We start from the raw sequence: 22,299 nt of genomic DNA on the forward strand, positions 1-22,299 counted from the left end.
GCTCCCCTCGTTATATCAGTACACCTCGAGCAGGACGGCGTCTCCTTGGGCCGCTCCGCTGCATATAGCCGCTATGCCTAAACCTCCCCCACGCCGCTTTAATTCGTATATCAAACTCATGATGATTCTGGCGCCGCTTGCGCCGATCGGATGGCCGAACGCGATCGCTCCTCCGTTTACATTCACTTTCTCCCGGCTGAATCCGGCAATCTTTTCGCTTACGAGCACGACGGACGCAAATGCTTCGTTTACTTCAAACAAATCAATATCGTCAACGGACAGACCGGTTTTTTTCAAAAGCCGGCTGATCGCCTCTCCCGGTGCGCTGGCAAGCTCAGACGCTTCCAGTCCGACAGACGCAAAGCCAAGTATCGCAGCGAGCGGTCTGACATGCTGCTTCGCGGCCTTTTCCTCTGACATCAGCACAAATGCTCCGGCGCCGTCATTTACACCGGGAGCGTTTCCCGCTGTTACCGTTCCGCCGGCTGTAAAAATAGGCTTAAGCTTTGCGAGCTGCTCAAGGCTCGTATCAGGGCGCAGCCCCTCATCCTGCGTAACAGTATGCTGTTTGCCCTTTTTGCCGGTCCAGGTGACGGGAACGATTTCTTCTTGCAATTTGCCCGTCTCAGCTGCCTCAGCCGCGCGTTTTTGGCTTAAAAGAGCGTAATGATCCTGTTCATCTCGGGAAATGCCGTACTTTTCGGCCGCAGCGCTTCCGTGGACAGCCATATGCACCTGATCGAACGCACAGGTCAGCCCGTCATGAATCATTAAATCCTGAAAAACCCCGTCTCCCATTCTTATACCCCAGCGGCCGGCCGGTATGGCGTACGGGATGTTGCTCATGCTTTCCATTCCGCCTGCAATCAGCACGTCCGCATCATTCGCCCGGATGATTTGATCACAGAAAGTAACGGCTCTGAGCCCCGATGCACAAACCTTATTAATGGTTTCAGCCGGAACGGACCATGGAAGCCCGGCATACCTTGCAGCCTGCCGTGCCGGAATCTGCCCCGCACCCGCTTGGACGACCATTCCCATCACAGCTCCTTCTGCTTCACTTTCACCGATGCCGGCGCGCTTGATTGCTTCTTTTATGGCAATGCCGCCAAGCTCGGCTGCTTTTACCTCTTTTAATGCACCGCCGAATTTTCCGAACGGTGTTCTTGCCGCACTGACGATAACCGTTTTCCCCACACTTTTACCTCACTTTCAATAAATTAAAAGATAACGCTTACATAAAACGCCCTGTTACACTATATGAACCTCCTGATCATGTTATGATCGCCCCTCCGGTTTCTGCCCATAAAAAAAAGACTGTCTGAACAGTCTTCTTAATGGCGGCATTCTTCTTTTATTGAAACAGCCAGCTTTGGATAATCGGTAAAAAATGCGTCTGCTCCCGCTTTCATCAGCTGCTTCATATCTTCCGGACGATTAACGGTGAACGGACGAAGCTTCACTTGGTGTTTTATTAGATGTCTGACGGCTTCAGCGCTGACCGCCGGCGTACCAAGCTTCGGATGATAACCTGAAGCAGGGATTGAAGCGAGATACCGTTCAGGCCGGTACAGCACATCCATCGTCAGCACCGCCCGTTCAATCTCAGGCGCCAAGGCATGGCAAAGCGCGAGGCTCTCATGATTAAATGAAGAAAAAATAACGCGTTTTTCCAATCCGTAATACCTGACTTTTTTGATCACTTCTTCTTCCATTCCCTCGTAGCGGAATACACTGTTTTTCAGCTCAATATTGATCAGAAAATCGGCGCGCTCCGCAAAACGCAGCACGTCTGACAAAAGCGGAATTCTGACTCCTTTAAAAGAATCTTTCCATTTTCCGGCGGCATCGGCGGTTCTGATTTTGTCATACGCCGTATCTTTCACAAATCCTTGTAAAGACGTCGTTCGGTCAAGGGTTTCATCGTGAATGACCACGATACGGCCGTCTTTTGTCATCTGTACGTCAAGTTCGATTCCGTCCGCCCCGTCCTCAATCGCTTTTGTGAACGCGGGCATCGTATTTTCGGGATAGTCGCCCGACGCCCCCCGGTGGGCAAAAATAGTCGTCATATGTGTCACCTCAGGTGTTTGTCATCGGTTTTCTCTATTATAATCGTTATGCACGTAAGGAGGGCGCTATTTACACATATTTTACGATTATTGGCCGCTGTAATAGGTCTCGATCCCATTTACAATAGCGTCGGCAGCGTGTTCTTGCCCGTTAGCGTTTTTCAGCTTGTCCGCATCTTGAGGATTTGTGATAAAGCCTAATTCAGCAAGCACACTAGGCATTTTTGAATATGTAATGACATAAAAAGGGGCTTCTTTTACACCTCTGTCCCTCATCTCTAGAGACGAAACAAGCTGCTGTTGGATATCAGAAGCAAGCCTTTCGCTATCTGCTCCTTCATATGTTGAATTAAAATACGTTTCTGTACCCGATGCTGTCGATACGGCTGAGTTCGTATGAAGGCTGACGAATAAATCGGATTGGCTGGCGCTTGCTTTCGCCACCCGCTCGTCCAAACTTAAAAAAGTATCGTCAGTCCTTGACGCAACAGGTGTTGCACCTTCTGCTTCCAATTTGGCGGCTACCTTGTTTGACACCGCTAAATTGATGTTTTTCTCCAGCAGTCCATTTCCCCCGGCCCCGCTGTCTTCTCCGCCATGTCCGGCATCAATATAGATGGTCTTCCCTTGCAAAGGTTCGGCTGCATAAGCGGACGGCGCAAGCAGAAGCAGGGCGGCACCGAAGGCAGCAGCGCTTTTTGTCAGTAAGCCCACGTTTTTTCCTCCCCGTTTTTCACATATCTGTTTCTTTTTTCAGTTCTTCAAGCCGTAATTGTCCGTTGCTCTCTTTTTTATAGGTGATTTGCACCGCCGTATGTTCAGGCAGAAACTGACATTCAAACCGCTTAGCAAAAGGCACCTTCACCTCGTGCCGCTCTCCGTCAATTTCCAGTGCGATCGTATCGTTTCCGGCCGCTTTTATAAATGTTCCTTCCTGTGTAAATGACGGCGCCGAATCCGCCTCAGCGGTATACTCGCAGCCTGATAGCAGCCATGCAGTGAAGATCAGAAGTATGACAGACTTCACACAGATCACCTCACGTTTTCTCATTCGGCTTTATCTTTGTACAGAATGGCGGATTTGTAAAGGGCGCCTTCGTCCCTCCAGCGATTTTCCATATTTGGAATAAAGGCTTTCTGACCCGCTGATTACCTGAACTTAGAAAGAAAGCGAGCTGATCCGTCTATGAAAAAGGTTCTGTCTGATGGCCGGATATGCAAAATTTAACGGAAACGGCCGACTTTCTATTCATTTTGAAAAAATGACAGATCGGCAAAAAAAGAGAGCCCGTCATGCGCTCTCCCGAATAGAATGATTCATATTTATTTTGAGCTTTTCATAAAATGAACGGGACAACTTAAAAGAGCAGCGTATTGACGGCAATGATGAGAATAATCACTCCGCTCAGCACCGTGCTGAACTGTCCGACATGGAAAGAACCGATGCGCAGTGACGCAGCTTTTTTCCCAAGCAGGCAGCCGATCCATATGGTCAGAAAGCTTCCGATCGCCGCAGTGATAGAAATGGCAGCGGGAGAAAGCCCGATCAGGCCCGCGCTTAATCCGTTGGTCAGCGCATTTGCGGATACGGCCACCCCGAGAACCATGGATTCCAGTATACCGATTTCTCCCGAACCGTCAGCATCCGCTGTCTCCGGATTTTGCAGCAGACCGGCGAAACGGCCTTTTTTTCCAGACGTGTCAGCAGGCGCTGTATTTCCTTTTTTTCTCGGCACAGCCAGCAGGATGATGCGGATGCCGATCACAGATAAAATAAAAGCCGCCAGCAAAACGGGGAAAAAGCCCGGTAAAACGGCTGAAATCCATTTGCCGAAATAAATTCCGATATAACTGAATAAAAAACAGATAAAAGCGATCATTGTATTTGATGCGTGCGATATTTTGATCTTTCTGATGCCGTATGACATCCCCACTCCTAAATTATCAATGCTCGAGGACACTGCCAAACCTAAAATCAATAACCAAGCCATGTTATGTTCTCCCCATTCTTTGATGTCTTTTCAACATGTTGTGCTGTTCCAATCTACACTATCCTATTCATCAGCACAGAAAAGGTACCTTTTCTGCAAAAATTATTGACTGATTATCATCATTCCGGCGGAAACGAGGTGACACCCTTGGCAGAAAATGAACATAAGACATTGGGCCCCCTTTTAAAATCACTGCTTGATAAGCACTCTCTCTCCATGAGAAAACTCGGCGCATTAGCCAACATTGATACGGCCACCATCTCCCGGATTATAAACGGCAAGCAAAAGGCCAATTTAAAGCATCTTCAGGAATTTTCAAAGCACCTCCGCACCCCGCTGGAGGAATTGCTTGAAGCGTCAGGAATAGACATCGGCCATGAAAAAGAGACTGCGCCGCAAGATCCGATGCACGCGATTCAGGATATGCTGAACATGGCGGAGATGTTTGATCAGCCTTTTTCCCGTGAACAAATTGAACGCGAGCTGACCAGATATGAACAATATGCCAAAACCCAGCAGGGCCATCGCCTGATTTGTGATGAGTTTCAAAAGAAAATGAATAATGAAGAAAGTGTCGGCCCTTTTATTGATCACTTGAAAAACATGCATCATCAATATATGGATGAATCAACACCGGCTGAAGACCGCCCGATTCTCGGGAGTGCGCTCCTGTATTATATTTTAGCGACAGACGTGATTCCGGATTACATGTTTCCGATCGGCTATCTGGATGACGCCATCGCCGTTCAAATCGCTTTGCATCGGCTGAAAAAAAAGTAAAGGCGCCTAAAAAGCGCCCTTTTTTGTTGAAAAATATGAAACACCGCATTACAGTTTTGTCAAAACAGAGACAGCTGTCATATGATACATTAACCTAACAAAAAGGAAGGTGTCTTCTATGGACAGCAACACAGTTGTGGCAGTGTGCGCTCTGTTAAGTGTTGTGATTCAGATCGGAACGATATTCGCCGCAGGAAAGTGGAAAAAAGAATAAAAAACAAATTTGACGGTTTTTTCACACAAGCGTATGCTTATAAATAACCTTGTAAAAGATAAGAAAGAAGATATGCATATGAAAAAAATCATTCTCCTCTTCGCCGCCGCTGTCATATTCAGCTCGATCGGCCATCAAATTTCAGGCGGGTATAAAGATCCTGAAAAGGAACGGAGAAAACCGTTTCAGTCGTTTAAATGGTTCGGCCGGTCATAACCCTCAGGAAGAAGAACAAGCAAAATAATTGCACACAATTAAAACATAAGCTAGAATACGGACGAGTTAAACTTTCAAGGAAGAAGGCGAAATCATGAAGCAAACATATAAACCGCTGTTTGAACCTTTTACGTTCGAAAGCGGCGTTACCATACCAAACCGTATTTCCGTTGCGCCGATGACACACTATTCATCAAACGATGACGGAACGATTTCCGAACGTGAATTGAGCTACATTACTCCCCGTTCAAAAGAAATGGGCATGGTCATTACGGCATGTGCAAACGTAACGCCTGACGGCAAAGCGTTTCCCGGCCAGCCCGGCATCTATGATGATTCTCACATTCCGGGCTTGAAAAAACTCGCTCAAGCGATCCAGTCTCAAGGAGCGAAAGCCGTTGTGCAGATTCACCATGGCGGATTGGAATGCCCTCCTGAACTCGTGCCGAATAACGACGTCGTCAGCCCAAGCGGTTCAGAAGAAGACGGCAGACAAACTTCCCGGGCTCTCACTGAACAAGAGATTGAGCACATTGTAAAAGCATTCGGCGAAGCGACACGCAGAGCAATTGAAGCCGGCTTTGACGGTGTTGAAATTCACGGGGCAAACGGATACTTGATTCAACAATTTTATTCTCCGAAAACAAATCAGCGCACAGACCGCTGGGGCGGAAGCGATGAAAAGCGCCTTGCGTTCCCGCTTGCAGTCGTTGACGCTGTCAAACAGGCGATTGATGCACACGCTGAACATCCATTTGTTCTCGGCTACCGCCTGTCACCGGAAGAGCCGGAAACGCCGGGGCTTACAATGAAAGAAACATTCATGCTCGTTGATGCGCTTGCGGAAGAAAACTTGGATTATCTGCATATTTCACTGATGGATGTCAATTCCAAAGCCCGCCGCGGCGCAGATACTTCACGGACACGGATGGATTTATTAAACGAACGAGTCGGCCACAAAGTGCCGCTGATGGCGGTCGGTTCCATCTATACCGCGGACGAAGCGCTCGCCGTATTAGAAAGCGGGATTCCGCTGGTGGCTCTGGGACGTGTCATTTTAATTAACCCTGAATGGGCGGTGCTGGTCAAAGAAGGCCGCGAACAGGAAATTGAAAAAGCCATTAAAGCATCTGAAATTGAGAAATACCGACTTCCTGAACCGTTATGGGAAATGATCCAGAATACAGGCGGCTGGGTGCCGTTTGAAAAGTAATCAAAAAACTGCCGGATGTCCGGCAGTTTTTTTGTTTCATAACTTTTTACCGCTTTGTTTACTCCTATTTCTGATACGCAGCGTACATATAGTAAATAGATTAATAGAAAGGAGACCGTATATGATGGCTGGTTTTCCTATTACGATTAACAGTCTTTCCGGGAACGGGGTTCTCAATGTCGGCGGTGCGTTTTCGATAAGCCCCTTAACCGTATCAAAAACCGTCTACGGCTCAGGAGGAGGAAATACAGGGATTGTTCTGCAATTAAACCAATCCAGCACGGCTCAATCTTTAAACTCGCAATTCTCTGATCAAAATGTAACGAAAACACTATGATATCTGTATTTCCCTCCCTTTCCGGCTCACAGCAGCCGGTTTTTTTTGCCGTTTTGTTTAATCTTATTTCATATTACAGCGTACATATAGATAGTAGATTGTGAGAGAAAGGAGAAAAAATAGAATGAGCGGTTGCCCGATTACGATAAACAACGTATCAGGAAACGGGGTTGTCAATGTTGGCGGCGCCATATCCATCAGTCCGCTGACTGCATCAAAAACCGTTTTCGGTGCCGGAGGGGGAAATATCGGCATTGTCATTCAAAACAATGCTGTAAGCCAGTCCAAAATGTTTGAACACCAATTTTCAGATCAGAATATTGTGAAGTCAATTTAAGGGCTGCCATGCAGCCCTTACTGCATAAATAAAGCAGGCGCACTGATTTCCCGAGAACTTGATTTTAAACATCAGCGGTCACCTTCTCATGTTTTGAATGATTTCAGTTCGGTGTGAATAAAATGCAGATTGAAAGCATGAAAACACGTCAGTACTGAATCTCATTAAGGAAAGAAGGAATCGCGATGAAAAAACTTTGCCGGGAAGTTTGGATTGAAGTTGACCTTGATGCGATCAAAAAGAATGTACGGGCGATCCGCCGCCATATTCCGAAGAAGTCGAAGATTATGGCCGTCGTAAAAGCAAATGCCTATGGCCACGGCTCTGTGGAAGTAGCGCGGCAGGCACTGGAAAGCGGCGCGAGCGAGCTCGCAGTTGCCAGCGTCGAAGAGGGAATTGTGTTACGGAGAGCGGGAATTAAAGCACCTATCCTTGTGCTCGGCTTTACAGCTCTCAGCTGTGTGAAAAAATCTGCTGTTTGGAATATAACATTATCAGCGTTTCAAGTCAGCTGGGTCAAAAAAGCAAATCAGATATTGGAAAAAGAAGCTGATTCGAAACGGCTGTCCATTCATATCAATGTGGATACCGGAATGGGCCGGCTGGGTGTACGCACAGAAGAAGACCTTTTAGCAGTTGTAAAAGCGCTCAAGTCGAGTACATACCTGTCATGGGACGGGATCTTTACCCATTTTTCAACAGCGGATGAACCTGATACTGAATTGACAATGCTGCAGCATGAAAAGTTTATCAGCTTTCTCCGCTTTTTAAAAAATCAAGACATCCCGCTGCCTACTGTCCATATGTGCAACACAGCCGCCGCTATCGCTTTTCCCGAATTCAGCGCCGATATGATCCGTTTAGGCATCGGTTTATATGGACTATACCCGTCCGCTTATATAAAGGATCTCAACCTCGTAGATCTCACGCCCGCACTCAGCTTAAAGGCGCGTATCGCTTATGTGAAAGCCATGGTGACAGAGCCCCGGACCGTCAGTTATGGCGCCACATATATCGCCGAACCGGGTGAAATCATCGCGACAATTCCGATCGGCTATGCTGACGGCTACTCGCGCGCCCTTTCCAACCGCGGGTTTATTCTTCACCGCGGCAGAAGAGTGCCGGTGGCAGGGAGAGTGACGATGGATATGATTATGGTCAGTTTGGGTGATAGTGAGGGCAAACAAGGAGAAGAAGTCGTCATTTACGGAAAACAAAAAGGAGCCGAGATTTCCGTTGATGAAATTGCCGAAATGCTCGGTACGATTAACTACGAAGTCGTATCTGTGTTAAGCCGCCGCGTCCCCCGCTTTTATATCAGAGACGGCGAAATCATCAAAGTATCAGCTCCCGTGTTATATGTGTAGATGCCGTAAATCCCGCTTTTATGCAGCTTCAAGGTTCCTCGGGCCGGAGGGATCTTCGTCATCAAAAACTCAAAACGCCTTCTCTTCCGCATTCATGCACGGAAAAGAAGGCGTAAAACGTCATCTTGCCATAAAGCTTGCGTTACGAAGCTTTATGCTCCAATCTCAGCTTATCAGCAACCATCGCAATGAATTCTGAGTTGGTTGGTTTTGCTTTTGTCATGCTTACGGTATACCCGAACAGCGAAGAAATGGAATCAATATTTCCCCTGCTCCAAGCGACTTCAATCGCGTGGCGGATGGCCCGTTCTACACGGCTTGCGGTCGTGTTGAATTTTTTGGCGATGTCGGGATAAAGGACTTTTGTGATGCTGCCGAGGAGTTCAATATCGTTGTACACCATGGAAATGGCTTCCCGCAAATAAAGATAGCCTTTAATATGGGCAGGCACACCGATCTCATGGATAATGCTTGTAATGCTGGCATCGAGATTTTTCCGTTTCGGCTCCGGCTGGCTGCGGATGATGCTGCTTTGTGCAGACGGCGCACGGTGTGTGACGCTGCTGACATTTCCGCTTACCTGGCGGATATGGCCGACAAGGTTTTCCATATCAAACGGCTTCAGGATGAAATAGGACGCGCCTAAATCGACGGCTTTTTTCGTAACGTCTTCCTGACCGAATGCCGTCAGCATGATAACGTTCGGCTGTTTCTCAAGCTCTGATTCACGGAGCCGCTCCAAAACCGCAAGTCCGTCCAGATGCGGCATAATAATATCTAAAACGAGCACATCGGGATTTTTATCTTTAAACAAAGAAAGACATTCCTGTCCGTTATAAGCAACGCCGATTACTTCCATATCATCCTGTCCCTCTATATATTCACTCAACAGGCTTACAAGCTCTCGATTATCATCAGCAACACAAACTTTAATTTTCTCCACGTTTCTTCCTCCCCCAATGTATTAACAGGACACAACCTATTTGACTGCTACATGTTACATTCGACAAAACCACTACTTCCCCTTTTAAAAAATCCATATTTACCAATAATAGTGGAATATCTTTGTTTTTCTAGCATTTTCTAGGTTTTTCGACTAAAAATTAAGTTTGACAAATCAGGAAACGTGAATTTGTCGAAAAATCTTCATGTCTTATTTTACATGAATCCTGGAAAGAAGTGAAGAACGCGCACATAAAAAAACTGCCGGATGATCCGGCAGTCAGCTTGCTTTGTCTTTTCCATAAACATCAACACCCGCTTCAGAAAGCATCCATTCGATATGAACGCCGTAGCCGCTTGTCGGATCATTGACAAACACGTGGGTTACGGCTCCGACGACCTTCCCGTTTTGGATGATCGGGCTTCCGCTCATTCCCTGAACGATTCCGCCGGTTTTTTTCAGCAGTTTCGGATCGGTCACTTTTAACACCATTCCCTTAGTCGCCGGGAATTTTTGCGGAGTGGTGCTGACGATTTCAATATCAAATGTCTCTACTTTATCGTTTTCAATAACCGTCAGCATTTTCGCCGGACCTTTTTTCACTTCATTTGACAAAGCAATCGGAAGCGCTTTGTCTGAGATGTTGTTTTTAATCGGCTGATGCAGTTTCCCGAAAATGCCGAACGGACTGTTGCGGTTAATATCGCCGATCGTTTTCCGTTCTGACGAAAACCTTGCCAGTTTTTCGCCGGGATTGCCGCCTTTTCCTTTTTCAATTGATGTTACAGTTGAACGGACGATTTCGCCGTCCTCCACAACAATCGGTTTTTTCGTATCCATATCAGAAATGACGTGGCCCAATGCGCCGTATTTTTTTGTTTTCGGTTCATAAAATGTCATCGTGCCGATGCCGGCTGCCGAATCACGGATATAAAGGCCGATTCGATATTTTCCCTCAGCTTCGTCCTTTGTCGGAATCAGCTTTGTCTTGATTTTTTGCTTATCGCGTTTCACCAATAAATCCAAAGATTCCCCGGTCTTACCCGCTTTTTGAATAAACGGGGCGATGTCGCTCATTTTTTCAATTTTATGTCCGTTCATTTTAATAATGATGTCGCCAGATTCAATTCCCGCTTGTTCTCCCGGAGACTTTTTCCCATCCTTTGTCATCACTTGGTGAAAGCCGACGACCAAAACACCGACTGAATGCAGTTTTACACCGATGGACTGTCCGCCCGGAATGACCTTCAATTCAGGAAGGACACGCACTTTCGTTTTTTTTATGGGAAACCCGGCAAGATCATATACTACTTCTGACCGGCCTTGTTTTTGCCCCGTTATGTTTGCATGACCGTGCTCTTCTTTCAGCGTAAAGGCTTCTGATAATTCGCCCTTTTCAGCGCTTATTGATGCATTGACCGGAACGGCTTGTGTCTGTTTTTCAAAGACGCTCATTTCTGACGGTATCAGTAAATATTCTTTAAACGGCTTAAAAAAGCCTACACTTAGTAAAGAAACAAGGAGAATTACACCTATTGCTTTCCTCATGTTATCGTGCATTCATTCCTTCACTCTCCTCGCTCCTATCCCACACCACTTTCTTTTTCTGCTACATCTATACTTTTGCCTTCCTGCGCTTGATTTATAACCGGCATACGAAGAAAAACATTGGATACACTGTTAGAGAAATGGAACAAAAAAATAAGCTGCCTGTATCAGCAGCTTATCCTGTCGTTTTTACCTGTCCGGCCTGTTTTAAAAGCTCTTGCGCATGCCGTTTTGTCAGATCAGTCACTTCAACACCCGCAATCATGCGGCCGATTTCCGCTACCTTATCCTGCTTGGAAAGCGGCGTGACATGCGTTGTCGTCCGTCCGTCTTTGAATTCTTTTGCGATCAAAAGGTGCGTATCCGCCATAGCGGCAACCTGCGGAAGGTGTGTAATGCAGAGCACCTGTGAACCGGTCGATACTTTATGGATTTTTTCCGCGATGGCTTGGGCAACCCGCCCGCTTACGCCGGTGTCCACTTCATCAAAGATGATGGAGGTGACATCCTGCTGAGAAGAAAAAATACTCTTCAGCGCCAGCATCACCCTTGAAAGTTCGCCGCCGGATGCGACCTTTGACAGCGGTTTTAAGGGCTCACCGGTGTTCGTTGAAATTAAAAATTTCACAAGGTCAATCCCCTTTTGGGTAAGCTGCACAGGCTGTCCGTTGACAACCGGCGCTTCACTGGCAGACGGATCGGTTTTCACGAGGAATTCCGTATCAAACGTTGATTTGCCCATATACAGGCTTTTTAATTCCTGATGAATTGCTTCCGCCAGTTTTTTGGCCCAGGCTTTTCTGATTTTTGATAAATTGGCGGCTTCTACGGCCACATCTTTGCCGACGGACTCCAGCTCCTTCTTCAGCGCTTCAAGGTGGCTGTCGCGGTTTTCGATTTGATCGATTTCCTCTTCTATTTTGGAGCCGTATTCCAGAATGTCTTCGACCGTCGCTCCGTATTTACGCTTCAGCTGTTTAATCTCATTTAAACGGGTTTCAATAAAATTCAGCCGTTCCGGGTCATACTCCAGATCATCCAGCAGATTGCGCATTTGAAAGGTTGCATCCTCCAGCAGATAATAGGAACTTGACACACTTTCTGACAGCTTTTGCAACGGTTCATTGATATCCGAAATGTCTTCAAGCTGGGCAGAGGCCATTCCGACCCAGTCAAGCCCCCCCTGTTCGCTGCGGAGCGCATTATAGGCGTTTTGCAATGATTCATAAATTTTTTCAAAGTTGGATATCTGCTTCCGCTCTTCTTGAAGAAGCTCGTCTTCATTCAATTCAAGCTTCGCTGATTCGATTTCTTCAAGCTGAAACTGGATCAGATCTAACCGATGCGCCATTTCCTGTTCGCTTTCCGACAGCTTCTTCACTTTTTTGAGCAGCTTCATATAACGGTCGTAGCCTTCTTGGTATGCCTGAAGCGCTGATTCGGCCTCAGCACCCGCAAATTTATCCAAAAGCTCTAAATGCTTGTCATCTTCCATTAACAGCTGGTTGTCATGCTGCCCGTGAATATCTAATAAAAGTCTGCCGATCTCCCTCAAAGCCGCAATCGTTACTAATTTTCCGTTGACACGGCAGACGCTTTTTCCCCCGGCATTAATGTCTCTTCTCATGACAATCATGTCGTCAGATACGTCTATTCCCTGCTCACGGCACACCTCAAAAACGGGATGGCCGCTGTCCAAAAGAAACAGTCCTTCAAGCTCGGCCTTTGTTTCACCGTAACGGACAAATTCAGACGACCCGCGGCCGCCGACTAACAGGGAAACGGCATCTATAATAATTGACTTGCCGGCCCCTGTTTCTCCCGTCAGGACGGTGAGCCCCCGTTCAAACGAAATCGTCAGTTCCTCTATAATGGCAAAGTTTTTTATTGATAGTTCAGCTAACAAACAGCATTCCACCTTTTATCTGATAATTACGCTACAGCAGCTCCAAAAGACGGCTTTGAACGCCCTCCGTATCTTCAGGCGTCCTGCAGATGATTAAAATGGTGTCATCTCCGCAGATCGTGCCCATGATTTCTTCCCATTCGAGATTATCCATCAAAGCGCCGATTGCCTGCGCATTCCCCGGCATCGTTTTTAGTACGATCATATGGCTTGCTGAGTCAATTTTTACGAACGCATCCATTAATGAACGCTTCAGTTTTGACAGCGGGTTGAACCGCTGATCCGCCGGCAGGCTGTATTTGTAGGAACCGTTATTGGTCGGCACCTTTACGAGATGCAGTTCTTTAATGTCCCTGGAAACAGTCGCCTGGGTTACCTTATACCCTTCTTCTCTCAGCATGTCAACTAAGTCATCCTGCGTTTCAATCTCATGGCTTGTAATAAGCTCTCTGATTTTTATATGCCTTTGGCCTTTTGTCATGTAAGCACCTCTGTTTTCAAGCTGTTCTTGTCATTATGTTAACCGCTTCTTGATAAAAAGTACATGATGGCAGAAAAAAGGAATAATAGCCCCCTATTATTCCGGTACATCTGTCTTTTTGGCTTTTAATGTTTCATGTGCTTCGCGGACGGTACGGAGAATATCTTCTTCCGGCAGTTCAGCGCCGTTTCCGCCTTCTCCCTCCCACTTCAAATGAAGCAGAAACTCGATATTGCCGTCTCCCCCTGTAATCGGTGAGAAGGACAGTCCTTTCACTGTATATCCTTCAGAAGCGGCAAACTGATTCATACGGCGGAGAACGTCAGCATGAACGCCGGGATCTCTGACAATGCCTTTTTTTCCGACTGATTCACGTCCGGCTTCAAATTGCGGCTTCACCAGGGCGATACAATCGCTTCCCGGCACAAGCAGCGTTTTTAAAACCGGCAGAATAAGACGGAGTGAGATGAAAGAAACATCAATCGTCGCGAATTCCGGCAGACCCTCAGTGAAATCGGAAGGCTCGGAATAGCGGAAATTCGTCCGTTCCATGACGACGACCCTCTCATCCTGTCTCAGCTTCCAAGCGAGCTGATTATAGCCGACATCTACTGCATAGGAACGTTCGGCGCCGTTTTGAAGGGCGCAATCTGTAAATCCTCCAGTAGACGAGCCGATATCAATCATTATTTTGCCTTTTACTGAGACGGGAAACACCTCAAGAGCTTTCTCAAGCTTTAATCCGCCTCTGCTGACGTATTTAAGAGGGTTTCCTTTTACCGTTAACGGAAGATCCCGGGCGATTTTTTCACCCGGTTTGTCCAATCGGTTTTCATTTGAGTATACGATGCCCGCCATAATGGCGCGTTTCGCTTTTTCCCGCGTTTCCGCAAGGCCTTTTTCTACAAGAAGTACATCTAATCGTTCTTTTTTTGCTGTCATGATCCAATTCCTTTATGTGTCTTCGGCGGCATCAGCAGTTTAATCCGGTTCATAACCTCAGCCTTTGTGAGACCGATTTCTTCAAGCAGCGCGGTTACGCTTCCGTGCTCAATGAACCGGTCAGGAATGCCCATTCTGTCAATCGGCGTATGATACATGCCGAGGTCATGAGCGAATTCAAGAATCGTGCTTCCGAATCCGCCTTCAAGCACGGCTTCTTCAATCGTTAAAATCGGCAGACCTTCATTAAGAATCGCCTTCATCATTTGTTTATCAATCGGTTTTATGAACCGCGCATTGACGACACGCACGGACAGCCCTTCTTTTTGCAGTTCTTCAGCCGCCTCCAGCGCCATTTCAATGGTCGTTCCGAACGTTAAAATTACCGCGTCTTTTCCGGGACGGAGCACTTCCCATGTTCCGATCGGAATGGTTTTCAGCTCTTTATCCATCTTTACGCCGAGCCCGTTTCCGCGCGGGAAGCGCATCGCGATCGGACCCTCCTCATAAGCAAGAGCTGTATTGACCATATGGCGGCCTTCATTTTCATCCTTCGGCATCATTAAAACGAGGTTCGGTATATGACGCAAAAAGGCAATGTCAAAGACGCCTTGATGCGTCTCCCCGTCAGCGCCGACCAAACCCGCGCGGTCAATGCCGATAAATACATTCGCGTTTTGACGGCAGATGTCATGGACGACCTGATCATACGCCCGCTGCAAAAAGGTCGAATAGATCGCGAGAAACGGCTTCATGCCTTGAAGCGCCATTCCCGCGGCCATCGTCGCCGCATGCTGTTCTGCGATTCCGACATCAAACATGCGCTCCGGAAATTCTTTCGCAAACCCTTCCAGCTTAGAACCGACCGGCATGGCCGGTGTAATCGCGACAATTCTGTCATCCTCGCGCGCCAGCTCCTGGACGGTGCCGCTGACGAGCCCGCTCCATGAAGGCGCCGCGGCTTTCGGCTTGACGAAATCACCCGTATTGATTTTATACGGGCCGGTCCCGTGCCATGTCCCGATTGTGTCGGTCTCTGCCGGTTTATAGCCTTTGCCCTTTTTCGTGATGACATGTAAAAGGACTGGGCCTTTTGTTTTTTTGGCGTATTGCAGGTTTTCAAACAGCTCGTGGTAGGAATGACCGTCTACCGGGCCTAAATACGTAAACCCAAGCTCTTCAAAAAACATGCCTGACACAAGCATATATTTTAAGCTGTCTTTTATCCGCTCAGCCGTGGCGGCCAATTTTCCGCCGACGGCCGGGATGCGCTTAAATAAATATTCCAGCTCGTCTTTTACCCATTGATATTTGCCGGCCGTGCGAAGCCGGCCGAGCATAGAATGAATCGCCCCGACATTCGGCGCAATGCTCATCTCATTATCATTCAGGATGACAATCATATCTTTTTTCTCATCGCCGATATGGTTCAGTGCTTCAAGCGCCATTCCTCCGGTTAAAGCGCCATCCCCGATAATCGGAATGATATATTCTTTCGTCCCTTTAATATCGCGGGCGGCAGCCATTCCCATCGCGCCTGAGAGCGATGTTGAGCTGTGGCCTGTTTCCCATACGTCATGTTCGCTTTCGCTGCGTTTCGGGAAACCGCAAAGCCCTTTATATTGGCGCAAGGTTTCAAACTCCTTGCCGCGTCCGGTTAACAGTTTATGAACATAGGACTGATGTCCGACATCCCATAAAAATTTATCTTTCGGACTGTCAAATTCTTTGTGAAGCGCAATCGTCAGCTCGACAACCCCGAGGTTCGGCCCGATATGGCCGCCTGAGGCAGACAGCGATGTGATGAGAAAATTGCGGATTTCCTCACCCAGCTCTTCCAGCTGTTCAATTGACATCTTTTTAAGAAATGACGGGTCCTGTATTGATAAAAGATCCAAAGCGGATCAACTCACTTTCAGCATGAATTTCTGCAAATTAAACAGTGTCTTTTTGAAAAAAGAAAAAGACTCTCTTTTTATTTTCATCGAAACTGCTTACATTTTACCATAGGAGCGGCAGCCCCTTCAAATCAGGATCGTTTTAATGATCTCTCGCCGCTATTAAATCGCAGAGGTCATGCAGCAGTTCTTTCTGAAGAGATAGGCCGCTGATGATCCGTTTCGCCTCGCTGATATGGTATGAAAGCTTCTCTTTCGCACCTTCAAGCGTTAAAAGCGACGGATACGTTGACTTTTCATTCGTCGTGTCTGAACCGACCGGTTTGCCGATCTTCTCCTCATGTCCTTCAATATCAAGGATGTCGTCTCTGATTTGAAATCCGATGCCGATATGGCTGCTGAACAGATGCAGCTTTTCGATTTCATCCTCCGGCGCATCTGCCAAAATAGCGCCTGCCGTCACGGAAAAGCCGAGGAGCTTGGCCGTTTTCCGCTCATGGATGGATTCCAGCTCCTCAAGCGTTACCTGCTTTTGTTCCGCTTCCATGTCGGCAGCCTGCCCGCCGACCATTCCTTCCGTTCCTGCCGCTTTGATCAGCTCCTCGACGAGGCGGAGCCGTTTTTCCGCTGAAACCGCGTCAGACACGTGAGATGTGATTAATTTAAAGCTTTCTGTCAGAAGCCCGTCTCCGGCCAATACGGCTGCCGCTTCTCCGAAGACTTTATGGTTTGTCGGCTTTCCCCGGCGCAAATCATCATCGTCCATGCAAGGCAGATCATCATGGATTAAGGAATACGTATGAATCATTTCAACAGCGCATCCGACCGGAATCCCGTCTTTTTCATCTTTTCCGTAAGCATTCAAAACGGCTAAGACAACGAGGGGGCGCAGCCTCTTTCCGCCCGCTTCCAAAGAATACAGCATAGATTTTTTGAGGATTTCCGGCATGGCGAGCCGTTCTGTATACAAGGAAAGATTCCGTTCAATCAGTTGTTTGCGCGATGCTAAAAATGCGTCCAGTTTATTTGTCACCTTCGTCTTCCTCCTGAACGCTGAAAGGCGCAAGTTCTCCGTTATCTTTTAAAATAAAGTCCATTTGTTTTTCGACATGCTGAAGCTTTTCATGGCACATTTTTGAAAGGGCCATTCCTTCCTGAAAATAATTAATCGCCTGCTCCAGCGGCACGTCCCCTTCTTCAAGCTTTGCGACAATGCCTTCAAGGCCTTTCATCGCCTCTTCAAATGTCAGCTCTTCACTTTTTTTGGTTTCTGTCATTATCGTTCGCCTCTCTTTTGCAATACTTCACACGTCAAAACGCCGTCTGTCATCTTTACTTCAAGCGTATCATGTTGTTCCACTTGATCAACGCTTTTGATCAGCTCTTTGTCTTTATAGGCCAGACTGTATCCTCTCTCCATAACTTGAAGGGGGCTTAATGCATTCAGTTTACCAAGAACCGTCTGAAACTGCGAATGAAGCTGCTTCAGCTGGACATTCATGCTCCGCGTCAGCTGATTTGAGCGCTCTTCGTACCGTTTTTTCGCCTGTTTCAGCTGGGTTTCAGGGTGAAGCGCCGTTAATCTGTACGTATTCCGCTCCAGCTGCCTTTCTTTCCGCTCCGTAAGCCCTGTGAGCTGTGCTTGGAATTGCTGATACAAAAGGTCAAACTGCTGTTCTTTTTGGGTATACAATCGTTTCGGAAAACGGAATGCGTAAGATGACTGGAGCGATTGAACCCGTTCTTTTTTCTTGCCGATATGCTGCTGCATCGCTCTTGTCAGGCGGACTTCCGCCGTTTTTGTCCGTTCCATTAAGTCCGTCGTGTGAGGAACGGCGATTTCTGCCGCTCCCGTCGGCGTTGCAGCCCGGATATCCGCGACGAAATCACTGATTGTAAAGTCTGTTTCATGTCCGACAGCCGATATAACCGGAATGGCGGAAGCAAAAATCGCCCGGGCGACGATTTCTTCGTTAAACGCCCACAATTCTTCGATCGAGCCCCCTCCCCTTCCGACGATCAGAACGTCACACATCTTTTGCGAATTGGCTTCTTCAATGCGCTTCACAATCGATCTGCTGGCGTTTTCACCCTGAACGAGCGCGGGAAGCACAATGACTTTCACCAGAGGGTATCTTCTTTTGAGTGTGGTAATGACGTCTCTGACGGCCGCTCCCGTCGGTGACGTAACAACCCCGATTGTGGCTGGAAATGCGGGGATGGCCTGCTTATGCCGGTCATCAAACAACCCTTCGCCGGCAAGTTTTTTCTTTAATTCTTCATAGGCTAAGTAAAGCGCCCCAACACCGTCCGGCTGCATTTCTTTCGCGTACAGCTGATAGCTTCCGCTCGGTTCATAGACGGAGATGCCGCCTCTTACGATGACCTTCATTCCGTCCTCAGGCTTAAACGCAAGCCTTGAACTTTGCCTTTGAAACATGACGGCCTGCATGCGGGCATGCTCATCTTTTAAAGTAAAATAGATGTGGCCTCTTGTATGGATTTTAACGTTGGACAGCTCACCTTTAATCCAAATGTCTTCAAGATGAGGGTCTACATCGAATTTTCGTTTAATATATTTGGTCAGTGCGGAAACCGTGACATATGCCGCTTCACTCACATCCTGCACTCCTTTCATAAAGGCTTTTTGCCCTAAACTAAGAAAACCCGCTCTGGCTGAAAGGAGCCTTAAGAAGCGGGTATCGTGCTCATTGTCACACTTTTTGTGACTGCCTCCGGTTATCTATGATAACGTACGTCTGGCAGATTTAACAGTATTATGCGCAAGCATCGTGATGGTCATCGGACCTACTCCGCCCGGGACCGGCGTAATGAAAGATGCTTTTTCTTTCGCTTCATCAAACTGAACGTCTCCGCAGAGTTTTCCGCTTTCGAGACGGTTGACGCCGACATCAATGACAATGGCGCCCTCTTTGATTTGATCAGCTGTGATAAAGTTCGCTTTACCGACCGCAACCACAAGAATATCTGCTTTTTTCGTATGCTCAGACATATTTTTTGTACGGGAATGGCAATATGTGACGGTCGCATTTTCGTTCAGCAGCAGCTGGCCGACCGGTTTACCGACAATATTGCTTCGTCCGACTACAACAACTTCTTTGCCGGAAAGATCTACGTTCGTCTTTTTCAATAACTCGACAATTCCGTGCGGTGTGCAAGGCAGAAATGTATCTTCTCCAAGCAGCATTTTCCCGACGTTGAGAGGGTGGAAACCATCAACATCCTTATCAGGGGAGATCCGCTCGATGACGGCTTTTTCAGAAATATGATCCGGGAGCGGCAGCTGGACGAGAATGCCGTGAAATTCCGGATTTTGATTGTACTCATCAATCACTGTTAAAAGCTCCGCTTCGGTTAAGCTTGAGTCAAAGCGGTCAAGCTTAAACTTCATCCCCATTGTTTCAGCGGCTTTTTTCTTGCCTGTCACATATGAAACAGAGGCGGGATCGTCGCCGATTAAAATGACCGCCAAGCCCGGCACTACGCCTTGTGCTTTCAGCTCTTCTACTTCTTTTGCCAATTGTTCGCGTTTTTCTTTAGCCGTTTCTTTTCCGTCGATGATTGTTGCAGTCATTTTCTTTCCTCCTATGATTCAATATCAGTTTTGATGTTAGAAAGAACCCCGTTTACGAATTTTGCAGCTTTATCGTCGCCGAACCGTTTTGCCAGCTCGATGGCTTCGTTTAATGACACGTTAGCAGGAATGTCGTCAGTATAAACCATTTCATACACCGCCAGACGGAGGATCGCGCGGTCTACGTTTGCAATCCGGTCAAGCTTCCAATTGACGAGATGGCCGGAAATCATTTCATCAAGCTGCACCTGATGTTCAAGCACTCCGTACACCAGCTGTTCAAAGAAGTCATCTGTTTTTCCGCCATCAAGCGCGTGCTCGATGGCCTCGTTCGGTGCAATATCGCTGACATCAATCTGAAAAAGTGCCTGCAAAGCTTTTTCTCTAGCTGTTCTTCTTTTCATTTTCTTTCTCCTTCAGATCCGCTTTATCCGCTTGTCGTTAAGCCTAAAGAGATCATAACATATTTTTTTCCCAATCGCATGTCGAAATTTAGGTTTTTTCACCCTAATACCGAATGTTTTCACAAACCCTTTGAATTTCATTCGGATTTCACAGCATGAAGAAACTCGGCTGCCGTTTGTAAGCCGGCTTTCTTCATGCCTGAAAAGAAGGGAAACGTATAAAAAACCAAAGGGCTGCCCATCCCCTTGGTTTTTATACGCTCATTACATTTCTTCGTCGATTTCGACTTCTTGGGCTTTCGTGTCAAATTGAATGCCGACGATATGAATATTGATTTCATTGATGGTCAGAGACGTCATATTTAATAAGGTTTGGCGGATATTCTCCTGAACGCTTGCCGCCACTTTCGGGATCGAAATCCCGAATTGAACGACGCAATAGACGTCAATGGTAATCCCGTCATCGGCTAAATCGACCTTTACGCCTTTGCCGTGATTGATTTTGCCGAAGCGTTCTACGACGCCCGTGGCGAAATTGCCGCGCATTTCAGCTATTCCTTCAACCTCGGAAGCGGCGATGCCGGCAATGACTTCAATGACTTCAGGAGCAATTTCAACTTTGCCTAAATGACCCTCATCATGATCCATTTTAAGCACACTGTTGTCTTCCATTCAATTCACCTCCCGCAAAAATTATGAGCCCATTACATCATATGTTTCTAAAAACTTTGTATTAAACTCTCCGCTGACAAATGTTTCATGTTCAAGCAGTTTCAGATGGAACGGAATCGTTGTTTCAATACCTTCAATCACAAATTCGCTCAGCGCGCGTTTCATCCGTGCGACCGCCTCATCACGCGTTGTTCCGTATGTGATGACTTTGGCAATCATGCTGTCATAGTACGGCGGGATCGAATAGCCCGGATATGCGGCTGAATCCACGCGCACGCCGAGTCCGCCCGGCGGCAGGTACATGTTAATCTTACCAGGTGAAGGCATGAAGTTTTTCGCAGGATTTTCAGCGTTAATGCGGCATTCAATCGCCCAGCCGTTAAATTCAACGTCTTCCTGTCTGAGCGAGAGCTCCTGTCCGGATGCCACTCTGATCTGTTCTTTGATCAGATCCGTTCCCGTCACCATTTCTGTGACAGGGTGCTCTACTTGAATACGCGTATTCATCTCCATGAAGTAATAGCGCTGTTCTCTGTAGTCATAAATGAACTCTACTGTACCGGCTCCCGTGTAACCGACGGCCTTCGCTGCTTTTACCGCTGCTTCACCCATCTGCTCCCTGATTTCAGAGTCAAGCGCAGGTGACGGCGACTCTTCAAGAAGTTTTTGCAGACGTCTTTGGATAGAACAGTCACGCTCTCCAAGATGGATCGTGTTTCCGTAATTATCGGCAAGCACCTGAATTTCAACATGGCGGAAATCTTCTATGTACTTCTCGATGTACACACCCGGATTTCCGAATGCCGTAGCGGCCTCCTGCTGGGTGATTTCGATGCCTTTAATCATCTCTTCTTCTGTGCGTGCGACCCGGATGCCTTTTCCGCCTCCGCCCGCAGTGGCTTTTATAATCACAGGATACCCAATTTCACCCGCAAGCGAAACCGCTTCTTCGGTATTTTTTATGATTCCTTTTGAACCGGGCACAATCGGCACGCCCGCCTGCTGCATCGTGTCACGTGCGATATCTTTTGTCCCCATCTTCGAAATGGCGTCAGCCGAAGGGCCGACAAACGTCACGTTTAATTCCTCGCACAGTTCGGCAAAATCGGCGTTTTCAGCTAAGAATCCGTATCCCGGATGAATCGCATCCGTACCGGTCAGCTTTGCGACGCTGACGATGTTCGTTACATTTAAATAGCTCTCTTTTGATGTTTTCGGCCCGATACAAAAAGCCTCATCGGCCATTTGGACATGCAGGGCCTCTTTATCTGCCTCAGAATAAACGGCTACAGTTTCAATGCCAAGCTCTTTGCAGGCCCGGATGATTCTGACGGCAATTTCTCCTCGGTTGGCGATCAATAGCTTTTTAATCATAATAGCAGG

24 protein-coding genes are annotated in these 22,299 nt (G+C 47.3%); 6 read left to right on the top strand and 18 right to left on the bottom strand.

Annotated elements, in window-relative coordinates; all coding sequences use genetic code 11:
* Positions 1-15 precede the first annotated feature (15 nt).
* The 5 genes from ABDB98_RS11430 to ytaF form a co-directional block, all read right to left on the bottom strand.
* The gene (locus ABDB98_RS11430) at positions 16-1,197 is read right to left on the bottom strand and encodes an acetyl-CoA C-acetyltransferase (RefSeq protein WP_438420200.1); all 1,182 of its coding nucleotides are present in this window, start codon (positions 1,195-1,197) and stop codon (positions 16-18) included.
* A gap of 137 nt (positions 1,198-1,334) precedes the next feature.
* Positions 1,335-2,072, bottom strand: a complete 738-nt coding sequence (locus ABDB98_RS11435; RefSeq protein WP_438420201.1) for a glycerophosphodiester phosphodiesterase — start codon at positions 2,070-2,072, stop codon at positions 1,335-1,337.
* Between the two features lie 87 nt (positions 2,073-2,159).
* Positions 2,160-2,786 (bottom strand): N-acetylmuramoyl-L-alanine amidase family protein, encoded by a 627-nt coding sequence (locus ABDB98_RS11440; RefSeq protein WP_198697861.1) that lies wholly within the window; start codon positions 2,784-2,786, stop codon positions 2,160-2,162.
* A 19-nt stretch (positions 2,787-2,805) separates the two neighbouring features.
* Positions 2,806-3,123 carry a hypothetical protein gene (locus tag ABDB98_RS11445; protein ID WP_438420202.1) on the bottom strand — a complete coding sequence of 106 codons (318 nt, stop codon included), beginning with the start codon at positions 3,121-3,123 and terminating at the stop codon, positions 2,806-2,808.
* Positions 3,124-3,430: 307 nt separating this feature from the next.
* On the bottom strand, positions 3,431-4,063 hold the full coding sequence (gene ytaF, locus ABDB98_RS11450; protein WP_438420203.1) for a sporulation membrane protein YtaF: 633 nt from the start codon (positions 4,061-4,063) through the stop codon (positions 3,431-3,433).
* A gap of 147 nt (positions 4,064-4,210) precedes the next feature.
* Here ytaF and ABDB98_RS11455 point away from each other — a divergent pair, with 147 nt between their 5' ends.
* The 6 genes from ABDB98_RS11455 (at position 4,211) to alr (ending at position 8,527) form a co-directional block, all read left to right on the top strand.
* On the top strand, positions 4,211-4,843 hold the full coding sequence (locus ABDB98_RS11455) for a helix-turn-helix domain-containing protein (RefSeq protein WP_016939014.1): 633 nt from the start codon (positions 4,211-4,213) through the stop codon (positions 4,841-4,843).
* A gap of 292 nt (positions 4,844-5,135) precedes the next feature.
* A complete protein-coding gene (locus tag ABDB98_RS11460) occupies positions 5,136-5,273 on the top strand; it encodes a hypothetical protein (RefSeq protein ID WP_162829239.1) in 138 nt (45 codons plus the stop codon).
* 94 nt (positions 5,274-5,367) lie between these two features.
* Positions 5,368-6,486 (top strand): NADH-dependent flavin oxidoreductase, encoded by a 1,119-nt coding sequence (locus ABDB98_RS11465; protein ID WP_438420204.1) that lies wholly within the window; start codon positions 5,368-5,370, stop codon positions 6,484-6,486.
* A 124-nt stretch (positions 6,487-6,610) separates the two neighbouring features.
* Complete coding sequence (locus ABDB98_RS11470; RefSeq protein WP_438420205.1) at positions 6,611-6,823, top strand: spore germination protein; 213 nt, start codon at positions 6,611-6,613, stop codon at positions 6,821-6,823.
* 124 nt (positions 6,824-6,947) lie between these two features.
* Positions 6,948-7,160, top strand: a complete 213-nt coding sequence (locus ABDB98_RS11475) for a spore germination protein (RefSeq protein WP_003153181.1) — start codon at positions 6,948-6,950, stop codon at positions 7,158-7,160.
* Between the two features lie 185 nt (positions 7,161-7,345).
* Positions 7,346-8,527, top strand: a complete 1,182-nt coding sequence (gene alr, locus ABDB98_RS11480) for an alanine racemase (protein WP_438420206.1) — start codon at positions 7,346-7,348, stop codon at positions 8,525-8,527.
* 142 nt (positions 8,528-8,669) lie between these two features.
* Here alr and spo0A read toward each other — a convergent pair whose 3' ends face one another.
* From spo0A to accC, 13 genes are all read right to left on the bottom strand, one after another.
* Positions 8,670-9,470 (bottom strand): sporulation transcription factor Spo0A, encoded by an 801-nt coding sequence (spo0A, locus tag ABDB98_RS11485; RefSeq protein ID WP_003153177.1) that lies wholly within the window; start codon positions 9,468-9,470, stop codon positions 8,670-8,672.
* A 279-nt stretch (positions 9,471-9,749) separates the two neighbouring features.
* The gene (spoIVB, locus tag ABDB98_RS11490) at positions 9,750-11,030 is read right to left on the bottom strand and encodes a SpoIVB peptidase (RefSeq protein WP_438420207.1); all 1,281 of its coding nucleotides are present in this window, start codon (positions 11,028-11,030) and stop codon (positions 9,750-9,752) included.
* A 163-nt stretch (positions 11,031-11,193) separates the two neighbouring features.
* Positions 11,194-12,924, bottom strand: coding sequence for a DNA repair protein RecN (gene recN / locus ABDB98_RS11495; protein ID WP_016939007.1), 1,731 nt, complete (start codon positions 12,922-12,924; stop codon positions 11,194-11,196).
* Positions 12,925-12,955: 31 nt separating this feature from the next.
* Positions 12,956-13,405, bottom strand: coding sequence for a transcriptional regulator AhrC/ArgR (gene ahrC, locus ABDB98_RS11500; RefSeq protein WP_003153173.1), 450 nt, complete (start codon positions 13,403-13,405; stop codon positions 12,956-12,958).
* Positions 13,406-13,501: 96 nt separating this feature from the next.
* Entirely contained in the window at positions 13,502-14,347 is an 846-nt protein-coding gene (locus ABDB98_RS11505; RefSeq protein ID WP_438420208.1) for a TlyA family RNA methyltransferase, read from the bottom strand.
* Positions 14,344-16,245, bottom strand: a complete 1,902-nt coding sequence (gene dxs / locus ABDB98_RS11510) for a 1-deoxy-D-xylulose-5-phosphate synthase (RefSeq protein ID WP_016939005.1) — start codon at positions 16,243-16,245, stop codon at positions 14,344-14,346. Before dxs ends, ABDB98_RS11505 begins: the two co-directional genes overlap by 4 nt.
* 142 nt (positions 16,246-16,387) lie before the next feature.
* Positions 16,388-17,278 carry a polyprenyl synthetase family protein gene (locus tag ABDB98_RS11515; RefSeq protein ID WP_438420209.1) on the bottom strand — a complete coding sequence of 297 codons (891 nt, stop codon included), beginning with the start codon at positions 17,276-17,278 and terminating at the stop codon, positions 16,388-16,390.
* Entirely contained in the window at positions 17,268-17,522 is a 255-nt protein-coding gene (locus tag ABDB98_RS11520) for an exodeoxyribonuclease VII small subunit (protein ID WP_007408352.1), read from the bottom strand. The genes ABDB98_RS11515 and ABDB98_RS11520 overlap by 11 nt, the downstream gene beginning before the upstream one ends.
* Positions 17,522-18,865: an exodeoxyribonuclease VII large subunit gene (xseA, locus tag ABDB98_RS11525; RefSeq protein ID WP_049627001.1), complete on the bottom strand. Its 1,344-nt coding sequence runs from the start codon at positions 18,863-18,865 to the stop codon at positions 17,522-17,524. The genes ABDB98_RS11520 and xseA overlap by 1 nt, the downstream gene beginning before the upstream one ends.
* Positions 18,866-18,988: 123 nt before the next feature.
* Positions 18,989-19,840 carry a bifunctional methylenetetrahydrofolate dehydrogenase/methenyltetrahydrofolate cyclohydrolase FolD gene (gene folD, locus ABDB98_RS11530; RefSeq protein WP_016939002.1) on the bottom strand — a complete coding sequence of 284 codons (852 nt, stop codon included), beginning with the start codon at positions 19,838-19,840 and terminating at the stop codon, positions 18,989-18,991.
* An 11-nt stretch (positions 19,841-19,851) separates the two neighbouring features.
* The gene (nusB, locus tag ABDB98_RS11535) at positions 19,852-20,244 is read right to left on the bottom strand and encodes a transcription antitermination factor NusB (RefSeq protein WP_016939001.1); all 393 of its coding nucleotides are present in this window, start codon (positions 20,242-20,244) and stop codon (positions 19,852-19,854) included.
* A gap of 264 nt (positions 20,245-20,508) precedes the next feature.
* A complete protein-coding gene (locus ABDB98_RS11540; RefSeq protein ID WP_016938999.1) occupies positions 20,509-20,916 on the bottom strand; it encodes an Asp23/Gls24 family envelope stress response protein in 408 nt (135 codons plus the stop codon).
* Between the two features lie 21 nt (positions 20,917-20,937).
* A complete protein-coding gene (gene accC, locus ABDB98_RS11545) occupies positions 20,938-22,290 on the bottom strand; it encodes an acetyl-CoA carboxylase biotin carboxylase subunit (RefSeq protein ID WP_438420210.1) in 1,353 nt (450 codons plus the stop codon).
* Between the last annotated feature and the right edge of the window lie 9 nt (positions 22,291-22,299).

It is taken from the genome of Bacillus siamensis, assembly GCF_051628075.1.
Classification (GTDB): domain Bacteria; phylum Bacillota; class Bacilli; order Bacillales; family Bacillaceae; genus Bacillus; species Bacillus siamensis.